Below are 20,708 nucleotides of genomic sequence, written 5' to 3'. Positions count from 1 at the left end.
TTTTTGGATGTAACAAATCACATTAGCGCTATTTTGTTATATCGTGACATTTATCTTTCCTTTGTTAGACTCAAAATCAGATTGTATTAATTTGAGACTGAGCGCAGATGAAAAAACTTACCTTACCAAAAGATTTTTTATGGGGTGGCGCGGTTGCGGCGCACCAGGTTGAAGGCGGCTGGAACAAAGGTGGCAAAGGCCCCAGCATTTGCGACGTACTGACCGGAGGGGCACACGGCGTTCCGCGAGAAATCACTCAGGAAGTTGAACCCGGTAAGTACTACCCCAACCACGAAGCTGTCGATTTTTACGGTCATTACAAAGAAGACATCAAGCTGTTTGCCGAGATGGGCTTCAAATGCTTCCGTACCTCAATCGCCTGGACCCGTATCTTCCCCAAAGGGGACGAAACCCAGCCGAATGAAGAAGGGCTAAAGTTCTACGACGACATGTTCGATGAACTGCTGAAGTACAACATCGAACCGGTCATCACCCTTTCCCACTTTGAAATGCCGCTGCATCTGGTTCAACAGTACGGTAGCTGGACCAATCGTAAAGTCGTCGATTTCTTTGTCCGATTTGCAGAAGTCGTTTTTGAGCGCTACAAGCACAAGGTCAAATACTGGATGACCTTTAACGAGATCAATAACCAGCGCAACTGGCGCGCACCGCTGTTTGGTTATTGCTGCTCCGGCGTGGTGTATACCGAGCATGAAAACCCGGAAGAAACCATGTACCAGGTGCTGCATCACCAGTTCGTGGCCAGCGCTCTGGCAGTGAAAGCCGCACGCCGCATCAACCCGGAAATGAAAGTCGGCTGCATGCTGGCGATGGTGCCACTGTACCCGTTCTCCTGTAAGCCTGAAGATGTGATGTTTGCGCAGGAATCGATGCGTGAGCGCTACGTTTTCACCGACGTTCAACTGCGCGGCTACTATCCATCATATGTACTGAACGAGTGGGAACGCCGCGAATTCAATATCCGAATGGAAGCCGGAGATGAGCAAATCCTGCGTGAAGGCACCTGTGACTATCTCGGATTCAGTTACTACATGACCAACGCGGTAAAAGCGGAAGGCGGCAGCGGCGATGCCATTTCTGGTTTTGAGGGCAGCGTACCGAACCCGCACGTAAAAGCGTCCGACTGGGGCTGGCAGATTGATCCGGTCGGTCTGCGTTACGCCTTATGTGAACTGTATGAGCGCTATCAGAAACCGCTATTTATCGTAGAAAACGGATTTGGTGCCTACGACAAAGTGGAAGAAGACGGCAGCATCAACGACGACTATCGCATCGACTATTTGCGCGCCCACGTTGAAGAGATGATGAAAGCGGTAACCTATGATGGCGTAGACCTGATGGGCTACACGCCGTGGGGCTGCATCGACTGTGTCTCGTTCACCACCGGTCAGTACAGCAAACGTTACGGCTTTATCTACGTGAACAAACACGACGACGGCACCGGCGATATGTCGCGTTCACGCAAGAAAAGTTTTAACTGGTACAAAGAGGTGATTGCCAGCAACGGCGAGAAACTTTGATTTTTTGCCGGATGGCGGCGTAAACGCCTTATCCAGCCTACAGATTAAATTCCCGTAGGCTGGATAAGCATAGCGCCATCCGGCGATTAAATCCTACTTCCCGCCAGCCAGTTCCAGAAAACTTCCCGTTACGTAGGACGCCTTCTCGCTCAGCAGCCAGGTAATCGCCTGCGCGACCTCCTCCGGTTGTCCGCCGCGCTGCATAGGCAACATCGATTTCACGCGATCGACCCTTCCCGGCTCGCCGCCTGATGCGTGCATTTCAGTGTAGATAAGACCAGGTCGCACGCAGTTTACGCGGATCCCTTGCGCCGCAACCTCCAGCGCAAGGCCGGTGGTGAGCGTGTCCACAGCGCCTTTTGAGGCTGCGTAATCAACATATTCGAATGGCGCACCAAGCCGCGATGCAGCCGAAGAGACATTTACAATCGCCCCGCCTTGCCCTCCGTGTTTGAACGACATCCGCTTTACCGCTTCCCGACAACACAAAAAATAGCCGGTAACATTGGTCGCCAGCACGCGGTTAATTCTTTCAGCGGTTAGGCTTTCCACCGTGCTCTGTTCAAACAAAATCCCGGCATTATTCACTAACGCAGTCAGTGGTTCACCTTCGCGGTCAATAGATTCAAACATTGCCACAACCTGGCTTTCATCGCTGATATCAGCCCGTAGAGCAAACGCCTTTCCCCCGGCAGCGACAATAGTATTCACCACCTCCGTTGCCGCACGGATATTGTGATGAAAGTTAACCGCAACCGTGTAACCCTCTTGCGCTAACTGCAGCGCGGTTGCCCGCCCGATGCCGCGACTGCCGCCAGTAACCAGTGCGATTCCCATGGATACCTCCAGATATGAAAAAGCCGGGAGGCGACTTCGCCTTACCCGGCCTGGAAACAGCTTTACTGCGCGGAAAAGTTACTGATATTCGCTCATCGGCACGCAGGAGCAGAACAGGTTACGGTCACCGTAAACATCATCAAGGCGTTTCACGGTCGGCCAGTATTTGTTCGCCACACCAGCCGGGAAGACGGCGATTTCGCGGCTATAACCGTGATTCCACTCCGCGACAAGCTCGTTTTGCGTGTGCGGCGAGTTAACCAGCGGGTTATCTTCCAGTGACCATTCACCGGCTTTCACGCGATCGATTTCAGCGCGGATTGCCAGCATCGCATTGATAAAGCGATCAAGTTCCACTTTGCTTTCAGATTCAGTCGGTTCAACCATCAGGGTACCCGCGACCGGGAATGACATAGTCGGCGCATGGAAACCGTAATCGATCAGACGCTTGGCAATATCCAGTTCGCTGATGCCGGTCTCTTCTTTCAGTGGGCGAATGTCGAGAATACATTCATGCGCCACGCGACCGTCGCGACCGGTATACAGTACCGGATAAGCATCTTTCAGACGGCTGGCAATGTAGTTAGCATTAAGGATCGCCACCTGGCTTGCCTGCTTCAGACCTTCTGCACCCATCATACGGATGTACATCCAGCTGATTGGCAGAATAGATGCGCTACCGAACGGCGCCGCAGAAACTGCGCCCTGACGGGTGAGCATTCCTTCAATCTGCACTACGCTGTGACCCGGTACGAACGGTGCCAAATGTGATTTGACGCCAATCGGTCCCATACCTGGGCCGCCGCCGCCGTGCGGAATGCAGAATGTTTTATGCAGGTTGAGGTGCGAGACATCTGCGCCGATAAAGCCTGGCGTGGTGATCCCAACCTGAGCGTTCATGTTCGCGCCATCAAGGTAAACCTGGCCGCCAAACTGGTGTACAACGTCGCACACTTCACGGATCGTTTCTTCATACACGCCGTGAGTAGACGGATAGGTCACCATGATGCAGGAGAGGTTCGCAGCATGTTGTTCTGCTTTTGCTCGCAGATCGTCCAGGTCAATGTTGCCGTTCTTATCACAGGCGACAACCACTACCTGCATCCCCGCCATCTGTGCGGATGCCGGATTGGTGCCGTGGGCAGAAGCCGGGATCAGACAGATATCGCGATGGCCTTCGTTACGGCTTTCGTGATAGTGACGAATCGCCAGCAGACCCGCATACTCGCCCTGCGCGCCGGAGTTCGGCTGCATGCAGACGGCGTCATAACCGGTCAGTTTTACCAGCCACTCGGAAAGCTGGCCGATCATCTGGTGATAACCTTCTGCCTGCTCTGGCGGGCAGAACGGGTGAAGTTCAGCGAATTCCGGCCAGGTGATAGGGATCATCTCGGCGGCAGCGTTCAGCTTCATGGTGCAAGAACCCAGCGGGATCATCGCCTGGTTCAGCGCCAGATCTTTGCGCTCCAGCGAGTGCATGTAGCGCATCATCTCGGTTTCGCTGTGATAGCGATTAAACACCGGATGGCTGAGGATCGCATCGTCACGCAACATGCTGTCCTGAATGGAACGGCTGTCGAGCGCCACATCTTTATCCAGCGTATCGATATTCAAACCGTGGCTGTCGCCCAGCAGAACATTGAACAACTGCACCACGTTTTCACGGGTGGTGGTTTCATCAAGCGTAATACCTACCGCGTTATGGATATCGCTACGCAGGTTGATTTCTGCCGCTTCGGCACGCGCCAGAACAGCCGCTTTGTCGGCCACTTCAACACACAGAGTGTCGAAGTAGTGCGCATGGCGCAGCTTCAGCCCTTTCTGCTGCAGACCGGCCGCCAGAATATCAGTCAGGCGGTGGATGCGATTAGCGATACGTTTCAGGCCAACCGGACCATGATAAACGGCATACAGGCTGGCGATGTTGGCCAGCAGAACCTGCGAGGTACAAATGTTGGAGTTCGCTTTCTCGCGGCGGATATGCTGCTCGCGAGTCTGCATCGCCATGCGCAGTGCGGTATTGCCCGCCGCATCTTTCGATACGCCGATAATACGGCCTGGCATGGAGCGTTTGAATTCGTCTTTAGCGGCGAAGAATGCCGCGTGTGGGCCGCCGTAACCCATCGGAACGCCGAAGCGTTGCGCAGAGCCGAAAACAATATCCGCGCCCTGTTTGCCCGGTGCAGTCAGCAGTACCAGCGCCATAAAGTCGGCAGCGACACTGACCACAACTTTACGGGATTTCAGCTCGGCAATCAGTTTGCTGTAGTCGTGCACTTCACCGGTGGTGCCAACCTGCTGCAACAGCACGCCAAACACATCCTGGTGATCCAGAGCTTTCGCCGCGTCATCAACAATGACGTCAAAGCCAAAGGTTTCTGCACGGGTGCGAACCACGTCCAGCGTTTGCGGGTGAACATCAGCCGCCACAAAGAAACGGTTGGCATTTTTCAGTTTGCTGACACGTTTGGCCATCGCCATGGCTTCAGCAGCCGCAGTGGCTTCATCCAGCAGAGAAGCAGAAGCCATATCCAGGCCCGTCAGGTCCAGTGTGACCTGTTGGAAGTTCAGCAGAGCTTCCAGTCGTCCCTGGGAGACTTCCGGCTGATACGGCGTATATGCGGTGTACCAGCCCGGGTTTTCCAGCATGTTACGCAGAATAACCGGTGGCAACTGCACGGCGGTGTAGCCCATGCCAATGTAGGACGTAAAGCGCTTGTTACGCCCGGCGATGGCTTTTAATTCAGCCAGCGCAGCGTATTCGGTCGCCGCCTCGCCCACCTGTGGCGGGGTTGCGAGCTGAATGTCTTTCGGCACAATCTGGCCGATCAGCGCGTTTAACGACTCGGCGCCAACCGCATTCAGCATCTCTTGCTGCTGCGCGGCGTCCGGTCCGATGTGGCGTTCAATGAAAGCGCCGCTGTTTTCAAGCTGGCTTAACGTCTGTGTCATGGGCGATGGTTCCTGAAACGTGCAGTGAATCGTGATGGTCTCTAACTCAATTGCCCGGTGGCGCTGACGCTTACCGGGCCTACATAAAACCGTAGGCCGGATAAACGCAGTGCCATCCGGCACAATCTTATTCGTCTTCCAGTAATGCCTCGTACGCAGTGGCATCCAACAGCGATTCAATTTCGCTTTCATCGCTGGCTTTGATTTTGAAAATCCAGCCACCCGCATACGGTTCGCTGTTGACCAGTTCCGGAGAGTCGCTGAGCGCATCGTTAACCGCAACAATCTCACCGCCTACTGGCGCATAGATATCGGATGCCGCTTTTACGGACTCCGCAACGGCGCAATCATCGCCCGCGCTGACGGTGGCACCAACTTCTGGCAGGTCAACGAAAACCATGTCACCTAACAGCTCCTGAGCGTGTTCGGTGATACCAACGGTGTAAGAGCCGTCAGCTTCTTTGCGCAGCCATTCGTGTTCTTTGCTGTATTTCAGTTCTGCAGGTACGTTGCTCATCAATCAATCTCCAAAAAAGGATGAATTACGCGACGGCTTTGCCGTTACGCACAAAAACAGGTTTAGTCACTTTTACCGGCATTTCACGGTTACGGATCTGTACGATCGCAGTCTCACCGATACCCGCAGGCACACGCGCCAACGCGATGCTGTAACCCAGGGTTGGGGAGAATGTGCCACTGGTGATAATGCCTTCATGCTGGTTGCCAGAAGCATCGGTGAAACGCACCGGCAGTTCATTACGCAGCACGCCCTTCTCAGTCATCACCAGCCCGACCAGCTGTTCGTGGCCTTTTTCACGCTGCATTTCCAGCGCTTCACGACCAATAAAGTCGCGGTCAGCCGGTTCCCACGCGATGGTCCAGCCCATGTTGGCCGCCAGCGGAGAAATACCTTCGTCCATCTCCTGGCCATACAGGTTCATACCCGCTTCCAGACGCAGGGTGTCACGCGCGCCGAGACCGCAAGGTTTGACACCAGCCTGAACCAGCGCACGCCAGAAATCTGCCGCCTTTTCATTCGGCATGGCAATTTCATAACCTGCTTCGCCGGTATAACCGGTGGTTGCGATGAATAAATCACCCGCCTGAACGCCGAAAAACGGCTTCATGCCTTCAACCGCATGACGCTGCTCGTCAGTAAACAACGTAGCTGCTTTTTCCTGCGCGTTTGGACCCTGCACCGCAATCAGCGACAGGTCGTCACGAACGGTGATGTCGATGGCGTAAGGTTCAGCGTGTTGGGTAATCCAGGAGAGGTCTTTTTCGCGGGTGGCGGAGTTTACAACGAGGCGGAAGAAATCTTCAGTGAAGTAGTAGACAATCAGGTCATCTATCACGCCGCCCGAAGCGTTGAGCATCCCGGAGTAGAGGGCTTTACCCGTCTTCGTTAGCTTCGCGACGTCGTTTGCCAGCAGATAACGCAAGAACTCCCGGGTGCGGCTACCGCGCAGGTCGACGATGGTCATATGCGACACATCAAACATTCCGGCGTCGGTGCGAACAGCATGGTGTTCATCGAGCTGAGAACCGTAATGCAGTGGCATCATCCAGCCATGGAAATCGACCATGCGCGCGCCACATAGCGTGTGTTGTTCGTACAAAGGAGTCTGTTGAGCCATCTTTTCCTCGTTGAATAAGCGGGGCTACCAACTCTTTCGCGGTGAAATTTTCGCCACGAAACCCAGCACCGCAGCCGCTCCAGGGGCTACGACGCAAACGTTCTCTTTGTCCTGAACTTACCACCGAAACAGACGCTAAACCATAAGTCAAAATTAACCATCACATTAGCTTATGGCGAAAAACAGCCAGATCGCTAACAGAATAAAACTCCATACACATAGCAATTAATCAGAACAACAAACGAATATAAGCGCAAAATTACAGCACCAATCCATATTAAATGTGGAAAAAATGTCAAAAATGGCGTTATGAAAAAAACGTAAAATTAGAAAAACTAATGCGAAAAAAGGAGTGGAATTAGATTATTTCAAATGAGAGAAGCACCCCGGCGCGAAGGCCGGGAGAGGAAAGTGTGACGGGTCTCAAACTCTTAAGATTGTCCTTACGGACACTAACGTAACCACTCGGGAAGATCGTTCAGTCCCATCGCCTGACGGATGAGTTGTGGTTTTACGCCCGGGAGGGTATCGGCCAGTTTCAGCCCAATATCGCGTAGCAGTTTTTTCGCCGGATTCTCGCCTGCAAACAGTTCACGGAAACCCTGCATCCCCGCCAGCATCAGCGCTGCGCTATGCTTACGGCTGCGCTCGTAGCGGCGTAAATAGAGATACTGACCAATATCTTTTCCCTGACGCTGTAGCCGCTTAAGCTCATCGATCAGCTCCGCCGCATCCATAAAGCCAAGGTTAACCCCCTGACCCGCCAGCGGGTGGATGGTATGCGCCGCATCCCCCACCAGCGCCAGACGATGGGCCGCGAACTGGCGGGCATAACGTCCCGTCAGCGGAAACGCCTGACGTTCGCTTTCAAGGCTGCACAGCCCCAGACGATTATCAAAGGCGATATTCAGCGCCTGATTAAACTCGTCAACGCTTGCCTGCTGCATACGTTCTGCTTCCTGCGGCGAGAGCGACCAGACGATAGAGCACAGGTGCGGATCGCTGAGTGGCAGGAATGCCAGAATCCCCTCGCCATGAAACGCCTGACGCGCAACCGCACCGTGAGCTTCCTGCGTACGGATAGTCGCCACCAGCGCATGATGACGGTAGTCCCAGAAGGTGAGCGGAATGTCCGCTTTATTGCGCAGCCAGGAATTAGCGCCATCGGCACCGACGACCAGACGCGCTGTCAGCATTGTGCCATCTTTGAGGCTCAGAAATGCCTCGTTCTCGCCCCAGGCCACCTGCTGTATTTCAGCTGGCGCCATCAGCGTAATATCCGCTGAACGCTGCGCCTTTTGCCACAGTGCATAATGGATTTCTGAGTTTTCAACGATGTGACCCAAATGGCTGTAGCCCATGCTCTGGTCATCAAACGCAATACGTCCAAAGCTGTCTTTGTCCCAGACTTCCATGCCGTGGTAGCAGCAAGCGCGACGAGCAACAATGTCGGACCAGACGCCAAGACGGGTAAGCAGTTTTTCGCTGGCTGCATTAATGGCCGAAACGCGAAGCTGAGGAGGAGCATCCGCCGCCAACGGCTGCGGAACATGTTGTTCTAACACCGCAACGCGCAACCCGCTGCCCTGCAGGCCGCAGGCAACCGCCAGTCCCACCATGCCGCCACCAACAATTGCTACATCAACACTTTGCACTGTTTATACCTCGAAACCTGTAATCCGTAGGCCTGATAAGCGCAGCGCCATCAGGCATTTTTGCGGGGACCCTTGCCGGATGTCGGCGTTGCCTTATCCGACCTACAGGTCATATTTATCGTGCAACCCAACCCAGGGTCCGCTCCGCCAGCGCATCGCGCGCAGGGGTGAATAATTCCATCGCCATCAACCCGACATTGCGCCCAACAACCAGCGGGGCCCAGTGATTGGCAAACAAATACACTAAATTGTTGGTCACACCAATCGTCGTCTCGCGATCGCGCTCGCGGCGCTGCTGATAACGTGCCAGCACCGCATAATCACCGACATCTTCCGCGCCGTTTTGCGCCTGCGTCAGCGTCTCAGCAAGGCTCATTACATCGCGCAGGCCAAGGTTGAAACCTTGCCCGGCAATGGGATGCAGCGTCTGGGCGGCGTTCCCTACCAGCACGGTACGATGGGTAATCGCTTTCAGCGCCGTAGTTAACGAAAGCGGATAAGCGCTGCGTTTACCAGCCTGGGTAATACGTCCCAGTCGCCAGCCAAAAGCGGTTTGTAGTTCACGGCAAAACTGTTCGTCGGACCAGGTCATGATCTCATCACGCTGCTCCAGTGGATGGCACCACACCAGCGAGCAGCGACCGTCAGACATTGGCAGCATTGCCAGCGGGCCATATTGCGTGAAGCGTTCAAACGCTCGCCCGTCGTGCGGTACAGAGGTCGTGACGTTGGCAATCACCGCCAGTTGTTCATAAGGCTGTTGCAGCCAGTCAACACCGCAGGCAGTCGCCAGTGCGGAACGCGTGCCGTCAGCAGCCACCAGCAGGCGACCGGTAATCATCTCGCCATTCTCCAGCGTCACTTCAACGCGATCCTGCGTGCGCGACACGCTGGCTACGCGGTCGGGGCAGTGCAATGTGACACCCGGTGCTTTGCGCAGCAGCGCAAACAGACGCAGCCCGACGTCGTGCAGTTCTACCACCTGGCCCAGAGCTGGAATACGGTATTCCTGCGCATCCAGCGTCACAAATCCGGCATGGCCGCGATCGCTGACGTGAACCGTTTTAATGGCCGTTGCGCAATCGGCAATCGCCTGCCATACGCCAATTCGCGCCAGCTGTTGGCAGGTTCCTGCCGCCAGCGCGATCGCCCGGGCGTCAAACCCGGGATGGCGGTCAGTTTCAGGTTCGCTCGCTTCTATCAGATGAACCGGCAGAGTCCCATGGCTGAGCTGAGAAATGGCCAGCGCCAGCGTCGCGCCAACCATACCACCACCAACGATAATCACACTCATTGCAGTCGCGCCGCAGCCATTAAGGCTTCAATGTCATCGGCTTTCTTCACTACGCTGGCGGTCAGGTTTTCATTGCCGTCCTCGGTGATGAGGATGTCATCCTCAATACGAATGCCGATACCACGATAAGCCGGTGGTACATCAGCATCCGGCGCGATATACAGTCCCGGTTCGACGGTGAGTACCATTCCCGGCTCAAGAATGCGTGAGCGGTCCTGACCATAAACGCCGACATCGTGCACATCCAGACCCAGCCAGTGGCTTAGACCATGCATAAAGAATGGGCGATGCGCATTTTCAGTAATCAACTGATCGACATCACCGTGCAGAATGCCAAGCTTCACCAGCCCCGTAATCATGATACGCACCACTTCGCCAGTGACTTCCTGAATGGACGTTCCGGGACGATACAGACGCAGGCTGGTCTCTAAGGATTCCAGCACGATATCGTAGATTTCACGCTGTGCTGGGGTAAATTTGCCGTTTACCGGGAAGGTCCGCGTAATGTCACCCGCATAGCCTTTGTATTCACAGCCAGCGTCAATCAGCACCAAATCGCCATCGCGCATTTCACTTTCATTTTCGGTGTAATGCAGGATACAGCCGTTTTCACCGCTGCCGACAATCGTGTTATAGGACGGATAACGCGCGCCATGACGGGTAAATTCATGGTGAATCTCCCCTTCTAACTGGTATTCAAACATTCCCGGACGGCATTTTTCCATCGCGCGGGTATGCGCCAGTGCGGTGATTTCTCCGGCACGACGCATGACCGCGATTTCTTCCGGTGATTTGAACAGGCGCATTTCATGCACCATCGGACGCCAGTCGATAATCGCGGCAGGCGCGTGCAGATTTTGTCTGGAGCCTTTGCGCAGTTTATCCAGCGCCGTGCACACAATCTCGTCGGCCCAGGCATACTCGCCCTGGGCGTGGTATACCGCGTCCAGACCATTGAGCAGCAAATACAGCTGTTGATTGATTTCACTGAAGGCCAGCGCCCGGTCAACGCCAAGTTTTACCGGGGCAGCATCCTGGCCCAGACGGCGGCCAAACCAGATCTCCGCCGTCAGATCGCGAACCCGATTGAACAAAACGCTGTGGTTATGAGTGTCATCACTTTTGATCAGCACCAGCACGGCTTCAGGTTCGTTAAAACCGGTGAAGTACCAGAAATCACTGCTTTGGCGGTAAGGGTATTCACTGTCCGCGCTACGCGTCGTTTCCGGTGCGGCAAAAATCAGCGCGGCGCTGCCGGGCTGCATTTGTGCCAGTAAAGCCTGGCGACGACGCTGGAATTCTTGCTGAGATATCTCGCTCATCACACTCTCCTTTGCGTTTCGTTCTTAGTGCAGAGTCGGTTTACGGACTTCCGGCGCGGTCGGCTGCTGACGCGTAAACGTGTCATGACACAGCAAGGCGGCTACGCGCACGTATTCGATGATCTCTTCGAGCGACATTTCCAGCTCTTCCTGATCTTCGTCTTCGTCATATCCCAATTGAGCGATATTGCGCAGGTCGTCAATCGCTTCCCCGGTTTCGCCGGTCACTTTGTCGAGCTTCGGTTGCGTGACGCCAAGGCCCAGTAAAAAGTGGTTTACCCATCCCGCCAGCGCATCGGCGCGATCGAACACGCTGACGTCATCCCCTTCAGGCAGATAAAGCTGAAAAAGGAAGCCGTCGTCTTCGAGGGCATCACTGGTGGCTGAGTGCATTTTCAGCAGCGCCTGAGCCAGCTCGTGACCAAAGGCCAGACCTTCGTTCGTCAGGTCGTGCAGCAGCGGCTGCCATGAGCTGTCGTTATTTCCGCCGCAAATCATTCCGCTTATCAAGCCGTGCATTTCGGCCGGGGTTAATCCAGCCCCTTGTTGGTTCAAAAACTGGCTAACTTCGTTGTAACCAGGCATTTCGTTCTGTATAGACATAAGCATTCGTCATCAAAGGGAGGAATATTCATGGTATGCTACCACTTTGGACCCTGGTGGACCAGAAAAGGGCTTGTATCTTGATACCAGGGTAGCTATAGTGTCGCCCCTTCGCGGACCCACGGTCTGGAGACGAAGGCAGCGCAGTCAATCAGCAGGAAGGTGGCATGTCTGCACAACCCGTCGATATCCAAATATTTGGCCGTTCACTGCGAGTGAATTGCCCGCCTGAACAAAGGGATGCGTTGAATCAGGCTGCGGACGATCTCAATCAGCGATTGCAAGATCTGAAAGTTCGCACTAGAGTCACAAATACTGAGCAGTTGGTTTTCATCGCCGCGTTGAACATCAGCTATGAATTAACTCAGGAAAAAGCGAAGACGCGTGAGTACGCGGCGAGCATGGAACAACGTATTCGGATGCTACAACAGACCATCGAACAGGCGTTGCTTGATCAGGGTCGCATAACCGAAAAAACGGGCCAAAACTTTGAATAACACTTTTCGGTTTACTGTGGTAGAGTGACCGTGAAGACAAAATTTCTCTGAGGTGTTTGCAAGCGGGCCAGTCCCCTGAGCCGATATTTCATACCACAAGAATGTGGCGCTCCACGGTTGGTGAGCATGCTCGGCCCGTCCGAGAAGCCTTAAAACTGTGACGACGCATTCACCTTGAACCAAGGGTTCAAGGGTTACAGCCTGCGGCGGCATCTCGGAGATTCCCTTCTACCTGGCAACAGCCATGACATTACTTTCTGAACTCCCTTTATCCCGGCAAGAAATCCGTCAACTGATTCGGCAGCGTCGTCGTGCGCTTACTTCCGAACAGCAACGACAATACGGTCAGCAAGCCGCGACCCGAATGCTCAGTTATCCCCCTGTTGTACTCGCTCATACCGTGGCGGTATTCCTCTCGTTCGATGGCGAACTCGATACCCAGCCGCTAATAGATCAGCTGTGGCGAGCGGGCAAGCGCGTCTATCTTCCGGTTCTTCATCCCTTCAGCCCTGGCAACCTGCTGTTCCTGCACTATCATCCGCACAGCGACCTGGTAACCAATCGCTTAAAGATCCAGGAACCACGGCTTGATGTACGTGACGTATTGCCGCTCTCACAGCTGGATGTACTGATTACGCCGTTAGTGGCGTTTGATGAGGTCGGGCAACGCCTGGGTATGGGCGGTGGATTTTATGACCGTACGTTGCAAAACTGGCAGCAGCATAAGATCCAGCCCGTAGGCTACGCGCACGATTGTCAGCGAGTGGAAAAGCTGCCTGTCGAAGAATGGGATATCCCACTGCCTGCGGTGGTGACGCCATCCAAAATCTGGGAGTGGTAGCTTTTTTTGCCAATTGCGGCAAGGCTCGAAAACAGAATGTATGCGTGACAGGAGGAGATTTTGAGGCCGGGAAATCAGAGGAAAGATGGGCAGGTCAACCGCCTGCCCATGTAGAGGAAATCAGTACAGCAGACGAGCGCGAATGGTTCCCGGAAGGGCTTTCATTGCCAGCAGCGCTTTCTCTGCTACATCTTCATCCGCTTCAATATCGATAACCACGTAACCTACCTGCGCGGAAGTCTGCAGATACTGTGCGGCAATGTTGACGCCCTGCTCGGCAAAAATCTGGTTCAGCGCGGTCAAAACGCCCGGACGGTTTTCGTGAATGTGCATCAGACGACGACCACCGTGCAGCGGCAGCGAAACTTCCGGGAAGTTAACTGCAGACAGCGTAGAGCCGTTGTCGGAATACTTGGTCAGTTTCCCAGCCACTTCCAGACCGATGTTTTCCTGTGCTTCCAGCGTTGAACCACCAATGTGCGGTGTCAGGATCACGTTGTCGAAATCACACAGCGGCGAAGTGAAAGGATCGCTGTTGGTTGCCGGCTCGGTTGGGAATACGTCGATTGCTGCCCCTGCCAGGTGCTTGGTCGCTAACGCGTCGCACAGCGCAGGAATATCAACAACTGTGCCGCGTGCGGCGTTAATCAGCAGCGCGCCTGGTTTCATCAAGGCAATCTCACGCGCGCCCATCAGATTTTTGGTGGAGGCATTTTCCGGTACGTGCAAACTGACCACGTCGCTCATATTGAGCAGGTCGGAAAGATGCTGCACCTGCGTGGCGTTGCCGAGCGGGAGTTTATTTTCAATATCATAGAAATAGACGTGCATCCCCAGCGATTCCGCCAGAATGCCTAGCTGAGTACCAATGTGGCCGTAGCCGATGATCCCCAGTTTTTTGCCACGCGCTTCAAACGAGCCGGTAGCCAGTTTATTCCACACGCCGCGGTGTGCTTTGGCGTTTGCTTCGGGTACGCCGCGTAGCAGGAGCAGCAGTTCGCCAATCACCAGTTCCGCAACGGAACGCGTGTTAGAGAATGGCGCATTAAACACGGGGATCCCGCGCTTTGCCGCAGCGCTGAGATCAACCTGGTTGGTGCCGATACAGAAGCAGCCAATCGCGACCAGTTTCTCTGCGGCGTCAATCACATCTTCAGTCAGATGGGTACGGGATCGCAGGCCAATGAAGTGGGCATCACGGATGGACTCTTTCAGTTGTTCAGTGTCCAGAGCGCCTTTATGAAACTCGATGTTGGTATAACCTGCTGCACGAAGGCTTTCGAGCGCTTTTTGATGCACGCCTTCAACCAGCAGAAATTTAATCTTATCTTTCTCCAGTGATACCTTTGCCATTTCCCCGACCCTGTCTTTTTTTGTTCAAACTGATGTGTTGTGTGTGGGATTTTCATCCGTCTCTTCAACATATCAAAAAATAATATTGCGGCAATATGAACGTTTGCGTCGCCGTGCTGAAGAAATGTCATTCAGAGAGAAATGTCAGAGGAAAATACTGGCGATAACTTTTTCTTTGGAGAGATCGGCAGGACAATATTATAAACGTGACACAAGTCACCAAATTTGCCCTGCCAAAATTTTTTTAACGGGAGAAGACACTCCCGTCAGATCATTTTACGATAGTTTTCACGCCGTCTGGCGTACCGATCAGCGCGACATCCGCACCACGGTTGGCAAACAGACCGACGGTTACCACGCCCGGAATCGCATTGATGGCGTTTTCCATCGCGACTGCATCGAGGATCTCCAGACCGTGTACATCAAGGATCACGTTACCATTGTCCGTCACTACACCCTGACGGTATTCAGGACGACCGCCCAGCTTCACCAACTGGCGAGCCACAGCGCTGCGCGCCATTGGGATCACTTCAACCGGCAGCGGGAAGTTACCGAGAATATCGACTTCTTTGGACGCGTCGGCAATACAGATAAATTTCTTCGCCACGGAAGCAATAATTTTTTCACGGGTCAACGCTGCGCCGCCGCCCTTGATCATCTGCATGTGGCCGTTGATTTCATCCGCGCCGTCAACGTATACGCCGAGGCTGTCCACTTCGTTAAGATCGAACACGTGGATACCGAGGCTTTTGAGTTTTTCGGTTGAAGCGTCCGAACTGGATACCGCACCTTCAATCTGACCTTTCATTGTGCCCAGCGCATCAATAAAGTGTGCGGCTGTTGAACCTGTACCTACGCCCACAATGGTACCGGGCTGTACATACTGAAGTGCCGCCCATCCTACTGCTTTTTTCAGTTCATCCTGCGTCATGATCGTTTCGCCTGTGGTGTGAATATGGTGGGAAAATTCACGCGCATTATAGAACATTGTGCAGAAAAATGTCCCCACACCCGCTCGCAAGCGGCGGATTTCGTCTTTACCCAACCTAAATTTGTGTCATAGTGCAGAACAAGCAAAATTTTCAGGAGTGCGTCAAAGCAATGAAACGTCCGGACTACAGAACACTACAAGCACTGGATGCGGTTATTCGTGAACGAGGATTTGAGCGCGCGGCGCAAAAGCTGTGCATCACGCAATCCGCGGTTTCACAGCGCATAAAACAGCTTGAGAATATGTTCGGACAACCGCTGCTGGTGCGTACCGTACCACCACGCCCAACCGAACAGGGGCAAAAACTACTGGCGCTTTTGCGTCAGGTTGAACTGCTCGAAGACGAGTGGCTGGGTGATGAACAAACCGGTTCGACGCCGCTGCTGCTCTCACTGGCGGTGAACGCCGACAGTCTGGCGACCTGGTTGCTTCCGGCGCTGGCTCCGGTACTGGCAAATTCGCCGATTCGGCTGAACCTGCAGGTTGAGGATGAAACCCGAACTCAGGAACGTCTGCGTCGTGGTGAAGTGGTCGGTGCGGTGAGTATTCAACATCAGGCGCTGCCAAGCTGCCTGGTGGATAAACTCGGCGCGCTGGACTACCTGTTTGTTGGCTCTAAACCTTTCGCCGAGCGTTATTTCCCTAACGGCGTCACCCGCTCTGCCCTGCTGAAAGCTCCAGCGGTAGCGTTTGACCATCTTGATGATATGCACCAGGCGTTCCTGCAACAAAACTTCGACCTGCCGCCGGGCAGCGTGCCGTGCCATATCGTTAACTCGTCTGAAGCCTTTGTTCAATTGGCGCGTCAGGGAACGACCTGCTGCATGATCCCCCACTTGCAGATTGAGAAAGAACTGGAAAGCGGCGAACTTATCGACTTAACGCCGGGCCTGTTCCAGCGCCGGATGCTGTACTGGCACCGTTTTGCGCCGGAAAGCCGCATGATGCGCAACGTCACCGATGCGCTGCTGGCCTATGGTCACAACGTACTGCGTCAGGATTAAACCGCTCATAACCTCTGAGTGCCGGATGGTGGCGTAACGCCCTATCCGGCCGACAAGTCTTTTACCCTCTTTTCATGCTATTCCCGCCACGTCTTTGAAATAAATCACAAAATCAAACACGCCACGCGGCAAAAAACGACGCCCTGTTGGCTATTTTTTGCTGGCGACAAGCCAAATGAAAAAGCTCACCGTATTCGCAAAGATTCAACTTATTGCGTAATACGGAGCAAAAAATGGCAAACGTGCAGGAGTGGCAAACACTCGCCAATAAAGAACTCAGTCGACGGGAAAAAACCGTCGAGTCGCTGGAAAGACAGACGGCGGAAGGGATTGCCATCAAGCCGCTGTACACCGAAGAAGACCTCGATAATCTGGAAGTCACGGGCACCCTTCCCGGTCTGCCGCCTTACGTGCGTGGCCCGCGCGCCACCATGTATACCGCGCAGCCGTGGACCATTCGTCAATACGCTGGTTTCTCTACCGCCAAAGAGTCCAACGCCTTTTACCGCCGCAACCTCGCCGCCGGGCAAAAAGGGCTTTCCGTCGCCTTTGACCTTGCCACCCATCGTGGCTATGACTCTGACAACCCGCGCGTGGCAGGTGACGTCGGCAAAGCGGGCGTGGCGATCGATACCGTCGAAGATATGAAGGTGCTGTTCGACCAGATCCCGCTGGATAAGATGTCGGTATCGATGACCATGAACGGCGCGGTTCTGCCGGTACTGGCGTTTTATATCGTCGCTGCAGAAGAACAAGGTGTAGCGCCGGAACAACTCACCGGGACCATTCAGAACGATATTCTGAAAGAGTACCTGTGCCGTAACACCTACATTTATCCACCAAAACCGTCCATGCGCATTATCGCCGACATCATCGCCTGGTGCTCCGGCAACATGCCGCGCTTTAACACCATCAGCATCAGCGGCTATCACATGGGTGAAGCCGGAGCAAACTGCGTACAGCAGGTGGCCTTTACGCTGGCAGACGGTATTGAATACATCAAAGCCGCACTTTCCGCCGGACTGAAAATAGATGATTTCGCCCCGCGCCTGTCGTTCTTCTTCGGTATCGGCATGGATCTGTTTATGAACGTCGCCATGCTGCGCGCAGCGCGCTATTTGTGGAGTGAAGCGGTCAGTAGCTTTGGTGCGACCAACCCGAAATCTCTCGCTCTGCGTACCCACTGCCAGACGTCCGGCTGGAGCCTGACCGAGCAGGACCCGTACAACAACGTGGTGCGTACTACCATTGAAGCACTCGGCGCTACGCTTGGCGGTACCCAGTCGCTGCATACCAACGCCTTTGATGAAGCGCTCGGTCTGCCCACCGATTTCTCCGCCCGTATTGCGCGTAATACGCAAATCATCATTCAGGAAGAATCAGAGATCTGCCGCACCATCGATCCGCTGGCCGGATCGTATTACGTCGAGTCACTCACCGATCAAATCGTGAAGCAGGCACGCACGATCATCAAACAGATTGATGAGGCAGGCGGCATGGCGAAAGCGATCGAAGCCGGGCTCCCTAAACGGATGATCGAAGAAGCTTCCGCGCGTGAACAGTCGCTGATCGACCAGGGTAAGCGCGTTATCGTCGGCGTCAATAAGTACAAGCTGGATAAAGAAGACGAGACGTCGGTACTGGAGATCGACAACGTGAAGGTGCGCAACGAGCAGATTGCCTCGCTGAAACATATCCGCGCCACCCGCAACAACGATGCCGTCAAGACCGCGCTATCCGCGCTGACCCACGCCGCGCAACATAATGAAAACCTGCTGGCTGCTGCCGTCAACGCCGCCCGCGTTCGCGCCACGCTGGGTGAAATCTCCGACGCGCTGGAAGTCGCTTTTGATCGGTATCTGGTTCCCAGCCAGTGCGTCACCGGAGTGATTGCGCAAAGCTATCATCAGTCTGATAAATCCGCCGATGAGTTCGATACCATCGTTGCGCAAACCGAACAGTTCCTCGCGGAAAATGGCCGCCGCCCGCGTATTCTGATCGCCAAGATGGGTCAGGACGGCCACGATCGCGGCGCGAAGGTGATCGCCAGCGCCTACTCCGATCTCGGCTTTGATGTCGATCTCAGCCCGATGTTCTCCACACCGGAAGAGATCGCCCGCCTGGCGGTAGAAAACGATGTGCATGTGATTGGTGCCTCATCGCTGGCCGCCGGCCATAAAACGCTGATCCCGGAACTGGTTACCGCACTCAAAAAATGGGGGCGTGAAGATATCTGCGTGGTAGCAGGAGGTGTTATTCCGCCGCAGGATTACGACTTTCTGCACGAGCATGGCGTGGCAGCCATTTATGGCCCCGGCACACCAATGCTCGACAGCGTCCGCGATGTGTTAACCCGTATCAGTCAGCATCATGATTAACGCCGCCACGCTTGAAGATACCGTCCGTCGTTTGCGACTCGGTGAACGGGCTACGCTCGCCCAGGCGATGACGCTGGCCGAAAGCAACCACCCGCGCCACCAGCCGCTGAGTACGCAATTGCTGGACGCGATTATGCCGTTCACCGGTAACGCCCTGCGTTTGGGGATCACCGGTACGCCGGGCGCGGGCAAAAGCACTTTCCTGGAAGCATTCGGCATGCTGCTTATCCACCACGGATTACGGGTAGCGGTGATCGCCGTCGATCCCAGCAGCCCGGTCAGCGGCGGCAGCATTCTTGGCGATAAAACCCGCATGACGGAGCTGGCCCGCGCCGAATCTGCGTTTATTCGCCCGGTCCCTTCCAGCGGTCATTTAGGCGGTGCCAGCCAGCGCGCCCGGGAATTAATGCTGCTGTGCGAAGCGGCTGGCTTTGACGTGGTGATTGTGGAAACCGTCGGCGTTGGGCAGTCCGAAACCGAAGTCGCAGGCATGGTGGATTGCTTTATCTCACTGCAAATCGCTGGCGGTGGCGACGATTTACAGGGCATCAAAAAAGGCCTGATGGAAATGGCGGATCTGGTCGTCATCAATAAAGACGACGGCGAGAACCATACCAGCGTGGCCATCGCCCGCCATATGTATGAATCCGCCCTGCATATTCTGCGCCGTAAATATGACGAGTGGCAGCCGCAGGTCCTGACCTGTAGCGCCCTGGAAAAACGCGGTATCGAGGAGGTCTGGCAAGCAATAACCGATTTTAAAACGTGCCTGACCGCCAGCGGTAAACTTGGAAAAGTTCGCCAGCAGCAGGCGGTGGACTGGTTACACCAGCAGGCTGAAGAAGAAGCCCTGCATCTGTTGTTTGCCCGCACTGATTTCGACCGCTATTTCCAGCAGACGCTACAGGCCGTCAAAAACAATGATCTTTCGCCGCGCACTGGTCTGCGGCACATCAGCGAATTTATCCAGCATCATTACTTTCAATAAAGAGAACATTATGTCTTATCAATACGTCAACGTGGTCATCATCCAGAAAGTCGCGGTTATTGAGTTCAATTACGCCCGCAAGCTCAATGCCCTGAGTAAAGTGTTTATTGACGATCTGATGCAGGCGCTGAGCGATCTCAATCGTGCGGACATTCGCTGCATCATTCTGCGCGCCCCGAGCGGGGCCAAAGTGTTCTCTGCCGGGCATGATATTCATGAACTCCCGACCGGACGACGCGATCCGCTCTCCTATGACGATCCGCTGCGTCAGATCACCCGCATGATCCAAAAATATCCGAAGCCGGTGATCTCCATGGTCGAAGGCAGCGTCTGGGGCGGCGCGTTTGAGATGATCATGAGTTCCGATCTGATCATTGCAGCCAGTACCTCCACTTTCTCAATGACCCCGGTCAACCTCGGCGTGCCGTATAACCTTGTGGGCATCCACAACCTGACCCGCGACGCTGGTTTTCACATCGTTAAAGAGCTGATTTTTACCGCTTCGCCCATTACCGCTCAACGCGCCATGGCGGTTGGGATCCTTAACCATGTCGTGCCCGTCGAAGAGCTGGAAGATTTCACTCTGCAAATGGCGCACCACATCTCGGAAAAAGCGCCGCTGGCAATCGCTGTCATCAAAGAAGAGCTGCGCGTGCTGGGTGAAGCGCACACCATGAATTCCGATGAGTTCGAGCGTATTCAGGGTATGCGCCGCGCGGTATACGACAGCGAGGATTATCAGGAAGGGATGAACGCGTTTATGGAAAAACGTAAACCAAATTTTGTTGGCCATTAATCACGTCCGAGGAAGGAGA

General features: G+C 54.5%; 17 protein-coding genes and 1 other RNA gene. 8 read left to right on the top strand and 10 right to left on the bottom strand.

The window, feature by feature from the left end:
• The first annotated feature begins 107 nt into the window (after positions 1-107).
• Positions 108-1,541, top strand: coding sequence for a 6-phospho-beta-glucosidase BglA (gene bglA, locus IB222_RS03995; protein ID WP_079938634.1), 1,434 nt, complete (start codon positions 108-110; stop codon positions 1,539-1,541).
• Between the two features lie 93 nt (positions 1,542-1,634).
• Here the strand turns inward: bglA and IB222_RS03990 are convergent, their stop codons facing one another.
• From IB222_RS03990 to IB222_RS03955, 8 genes are all read right to left on the bottom strand, one after another.
• On the bottom strand, positions 1,635-2,378 hold the full coding sequence (locus IB222_RS03990; protein ID WP_003825501.1) for an SDR family oxidoreductase: 744 nt from the start codon (positions 2,376-2,378) through the stop codon (positions 1,635-1,637).
• A gap of 78 nt (positions 2,379-2,456) precedes the next feature.
• Complete coding sequence (gcvP, locus tag IB222_RS03985; RefSeq protein ID WP_003825499.1) at positions 2,457-5,330, bottom strand: aminomethyl-transferring glycine dehydrogenase; 2,874 nt, start codon at positions 5,328-5,330, stop codon at positions 2,457-2,459.
• A 127-nt stretch (positions 5,331-5,457) separates the two neighbouring features.
• Positions 5,458-5,847, bottom strand: coding sequence for a glycine cleavage system protein GcvH (gcvH, locus tag IB222_RS03980; RefSeq protein WP_003026965.1), 390 nt, complete (start codon positions 5,845-5,847; stop codon positions 5,458-5,460).
• 25 nt (positions 5,848-5,872) lie between these two features.
• Positions 5,873-6,967, bottom strand: coding sequence for a glycine cleavage system aminomethyltransferase GcvT (gene gcvT, locus IB222_RS03975; protein WP_003825494.1), 1,095 nt, complete (start codon positions 6,965-6,967; stop codon positions 5,873-5,875).
• Between the two features lie 452 nt (positions 6,968-7,419).
• Positions 7,420-8,622: an FAD-dependent 2-octaprenylphenol hydroxylase gene (gene ubiI, locus IB222_RS03970; RefSeq protein ID WP_148361499.1), complete on the bottom strand. Its 1,203-nt coding sequence runs from the start codon at positions 8,620-8,622 to the stop codon at positions 7,420-7,422.
• Between the two features lie 115 nt (positions 8,623-8,737).
• Positions 8,738-9,916, bottom strand: a complete 1,179-nt coding sequence (gene ubiH / locus IB222_RS03965) for a 2-octaprenyl-6-methoxyphenyl hydroxylase (protein ID WP_126317436.1) — start codon at positions 9,914-9,916, stop codon at positions 8,738-8,740.
• Positions 9,913-11,238 carry a Xaa-Pro aminopeptidase gene (gene pepP, locus IB222_RS03960; RefSeq protein WP_148361497.1) on the bottom strand — a complete coding sequence of 442 codons (1,326 nt, stop codon included), beginning with the start codon at positions 11,236-11,238 and terminating at the stop codon, positions 9,913-9,915. The genes ubiH and pepP overlap by 4 nt, the downstream gene beginning before the upstream one ends.
• 24 nt (positions 11,239-11,262) lie before the next feature.
• A complete protein-coding gene (locus IB222_RS03955; RefSeq protein WP_003026978.1) occupies positions 11,263-11,841 on the bottom strand; it encodes a YecA family protein in 579 nt (192 codons plus the stop codon).
• A gap of 167 nt (positions 11,842-12,008) precedes the next feature.
• Between IB222_RS03955 and zapA the strand changes: the two genes are divergently transcribed.
• From zapA to IB222_RS03940, 3 genes are all read left to right on the top strand, one after another.
• On the top strand, positions 12,009-12,338 hold the full coding sequence (gene zapA, locus IB222_RS03950) for a cell division protein ZapA (RefSeq protein ID WP_003026980.1): 330 nt from the start codon (positions 12,009-12,011) through the stop codon (positions 12,336-12,338).
• A 41-nt stretch (positions 12,339-12,379) separates the two neighbouring features.
• Positions 12,380-12,563: non-coding RNA, 6S RNA (gene ssrS, locus IB222_RS03945), on the top strand.
• Between the two features lie 19 nt (positions 12,564-12,582).
• Positions 12,583-13,179, top strand: a complete 597-nt coding sequence (locus IB222_RS03940; protein WP_003825482.1) for a 5-formyltetrahydrofolate cyclo-ligase — start codon at positions 12,583-12,585, stop codon at positions 13,177-13,179.
• Positions 13,180-13,299: 120 nt separating this feature from the next.
• Here IB222_RS03940 and serA read toward each other — a convergent pair whose 3' ends face one another.
• On the bottom strand, positions 13,300-14,532 hold the full coding sequence (gene serA, locus IB222_RS03935) for a phosphoglycerate dehydrogenase (RefSeq protein ID WP_003825480.1): 1,233 nt from the start codon (positions 14,530-14,532) through the stop codon (positions 13,300-13,302).
• Between the two features lie 271 nt (positions 14,533-14,803).
• Positions 14,804-15,463 (bottom strand): ribose-5-phosphate isomerase RpiA, encoded by a 660-nt coding sequence (gene rpiA / locus IB222_RS03930; RefSeq protein ID WP_003026986.1) that lies wholly within the window; start codon positions 15,461-15,463, stop codon positions 14,804-14,806.
• 170 nt (positions 15,464-15,633) lie between these two features.
• On the opposite strand from rpiA, the gene argP reads away from it, so the two are divergent.
• The 4 genes from argP to scpB all read left to right on the top strand — a co-directional run bounded on the left by argP (position 15,634) and on the right by scpB (position 20,689).
• Positions 15,634-16,527 (top strand): DNA-binding transcriptional regulator ArgP, encoded by an 894-nt coding sequence (gene argP / locus IB222_RS03925; RefSeq protein WP_003825477.1) that lies wholly within the window; start codon positions 15,634-15,636, stop codon positions 16,525-16,527.
• 233 nt (positions 16,528-16,760) lie between these two features.
• Entirely contained in the window at positions 16,761-18,905 is a 2,145-nt protein-coding gene (scpA, locus tag IB222_RS03920) for a methylmalonyl-CoA mutase (RefSeq protein WP_149384574.1), read from the top strand.
• Positions 18,898-19,893, top strand: a complete 996-nt coding sequence (gene meaB / locus IB222_RS03915; RefSeq protein ID WP_149384573.1) for a methylmalonyl Co-A mutase-associated GTPase MeaB — start codon at positions 18,898-18,900, stop codon at positions 19,891-19,893. Before scpA ends, meaB begins: the two co-directional genes overlap by 8 nt.
• Before the next feature lie 10 nt (positions 19,894-19,903).
• Complete coding sequence (scpB, locus tag IB222_RS03910) at positions 19,904-20,689, top strand: methylmalonyl-CoA decarboxylase (RefSeq protein WP_008785757.1); 786 nt, start codon at positions 19,904-19,906, stop codon at positions 20,687-20,689.
• Positions 20,690-20,708 lie beyond the last annotated feature (19 nt).

The organism is Citrobacter sp. C13 (assembly GCF_014596815.2).
Lineage (GTDB): Bacteria > Pseudomonadota > Gammaproteobacteria > Enterobacterales > Enterobacteriaceae > Citrobacter > Citrobacter portucalensis.
Note: the sequence above shows the minus strand (reverse complement) of the source record. Positions and strands in the feature narration are given on the sequence as shown.

Bases quoted from the DNA above. Each gene is read 5' to 3' on its own strand.
- bglA (WP_079938634.1), top strand. From the start codon at position 108: ATGAAAAAACTTACCTTACCAAAAGATTTTTTATGGGGTGGCGCGGTT.
- IB222_RS03990 (WP_003825501.1), bottom strand. From the start codon at position 2,378: ATGGGAATCGCACTGGTTACTGGCGGCAGTCGCGGCATCGGGCGGGCA.
- gcvP (WP_003825499.1), bottom strand. From the start codon at position 5,330: ATGACACAGACGTTAAGCCAGCTTGAAAACAGCGGCGCTTTCATTGAA.
- gcvH (WP_003026965.1), bottom strand. From the start codon at position 5,847: ATGAGCAACGTACCTGCAGAACTGAAATACAGCAAAGAACACGAATGG.
- gcvT (WP_003825494.1), bottom strand. From the start codon at position 6,967: ATGGCTCAACAGACTCCTTTGTACGAACAACACACGCTATGTGGCGCG.
- ubiH (WP_126317436.1), bottom strand. From the start codon at position 9,916: ATGAGTGTGATTATCGTTGGTGGTGGTATGGTTGGCGCGACGCTGGCG.
- pepP (WP_148361497.1), bottom strand. From the start codon at position 11,238: ATGAGCGAGATATCTCAGCAAGAATTCCAGCGTCGTCGCCAGGCTTTA.
- IB222_RS03955 (WP_003026978.1), bottom strand. From the start codon at position 11,841: ATGTCTATACAGAACGAAATGCCTGGTTACAACGAAGTTAGCCAGTTT.
- zapA (WP_003026980.1), top strand. From the start codon at position 12,009: ATGTCTGCACAACCCGTCGATATCCAAATATTTGGCCGTTCACTGCGA.
- IB222_RS03940 (WP_003825482.1), top strand. From the start codon at position 12,583: ATGACATTACTTTCTGAACTCCCTTTATCCCGGCAAGAAATCCGTCAA.
- serA (WP_003825480.1), bottom strand. From the start codon at position 14,532: ATGGCAAAGGTATCACTGGAGAAAGATAAGATTAAATTTCTGCTGGTT.
- rpiA (WP_003026986.1), bottom strand. From the start codon at position 15,463: ATGACGCAGGATGAACTGAAAAAAGCAGTAGGATGGGCGGCACTTCAG.
- argP (WP_003825477.1), top strand. From the start codon at position 15,634: ATGAAACGTCCGGACTACAGAACACTACAAGCACTGGATGCGGTTATT.
- scpA (WP_149384574.1), top strand. From the start codon at position 16,761: ATGGCAAACGTGCAGGAGTGGCAAACACTCGCCAATAAAGAACTCAGT.
- meaB (WP_149384573.1), top strand. From the start codon at position 18,898: ATGATTAACGCCGCCACGCTTGAAGATACCGTCCGTCGTTTGCGACTC.
- scpB (WP_008785757.1), top strand. From the start codon at position 19,904: ATGTCTTATCAATACGTCAACGTGGTCATCATCCAGAAAGTCGCGGTT.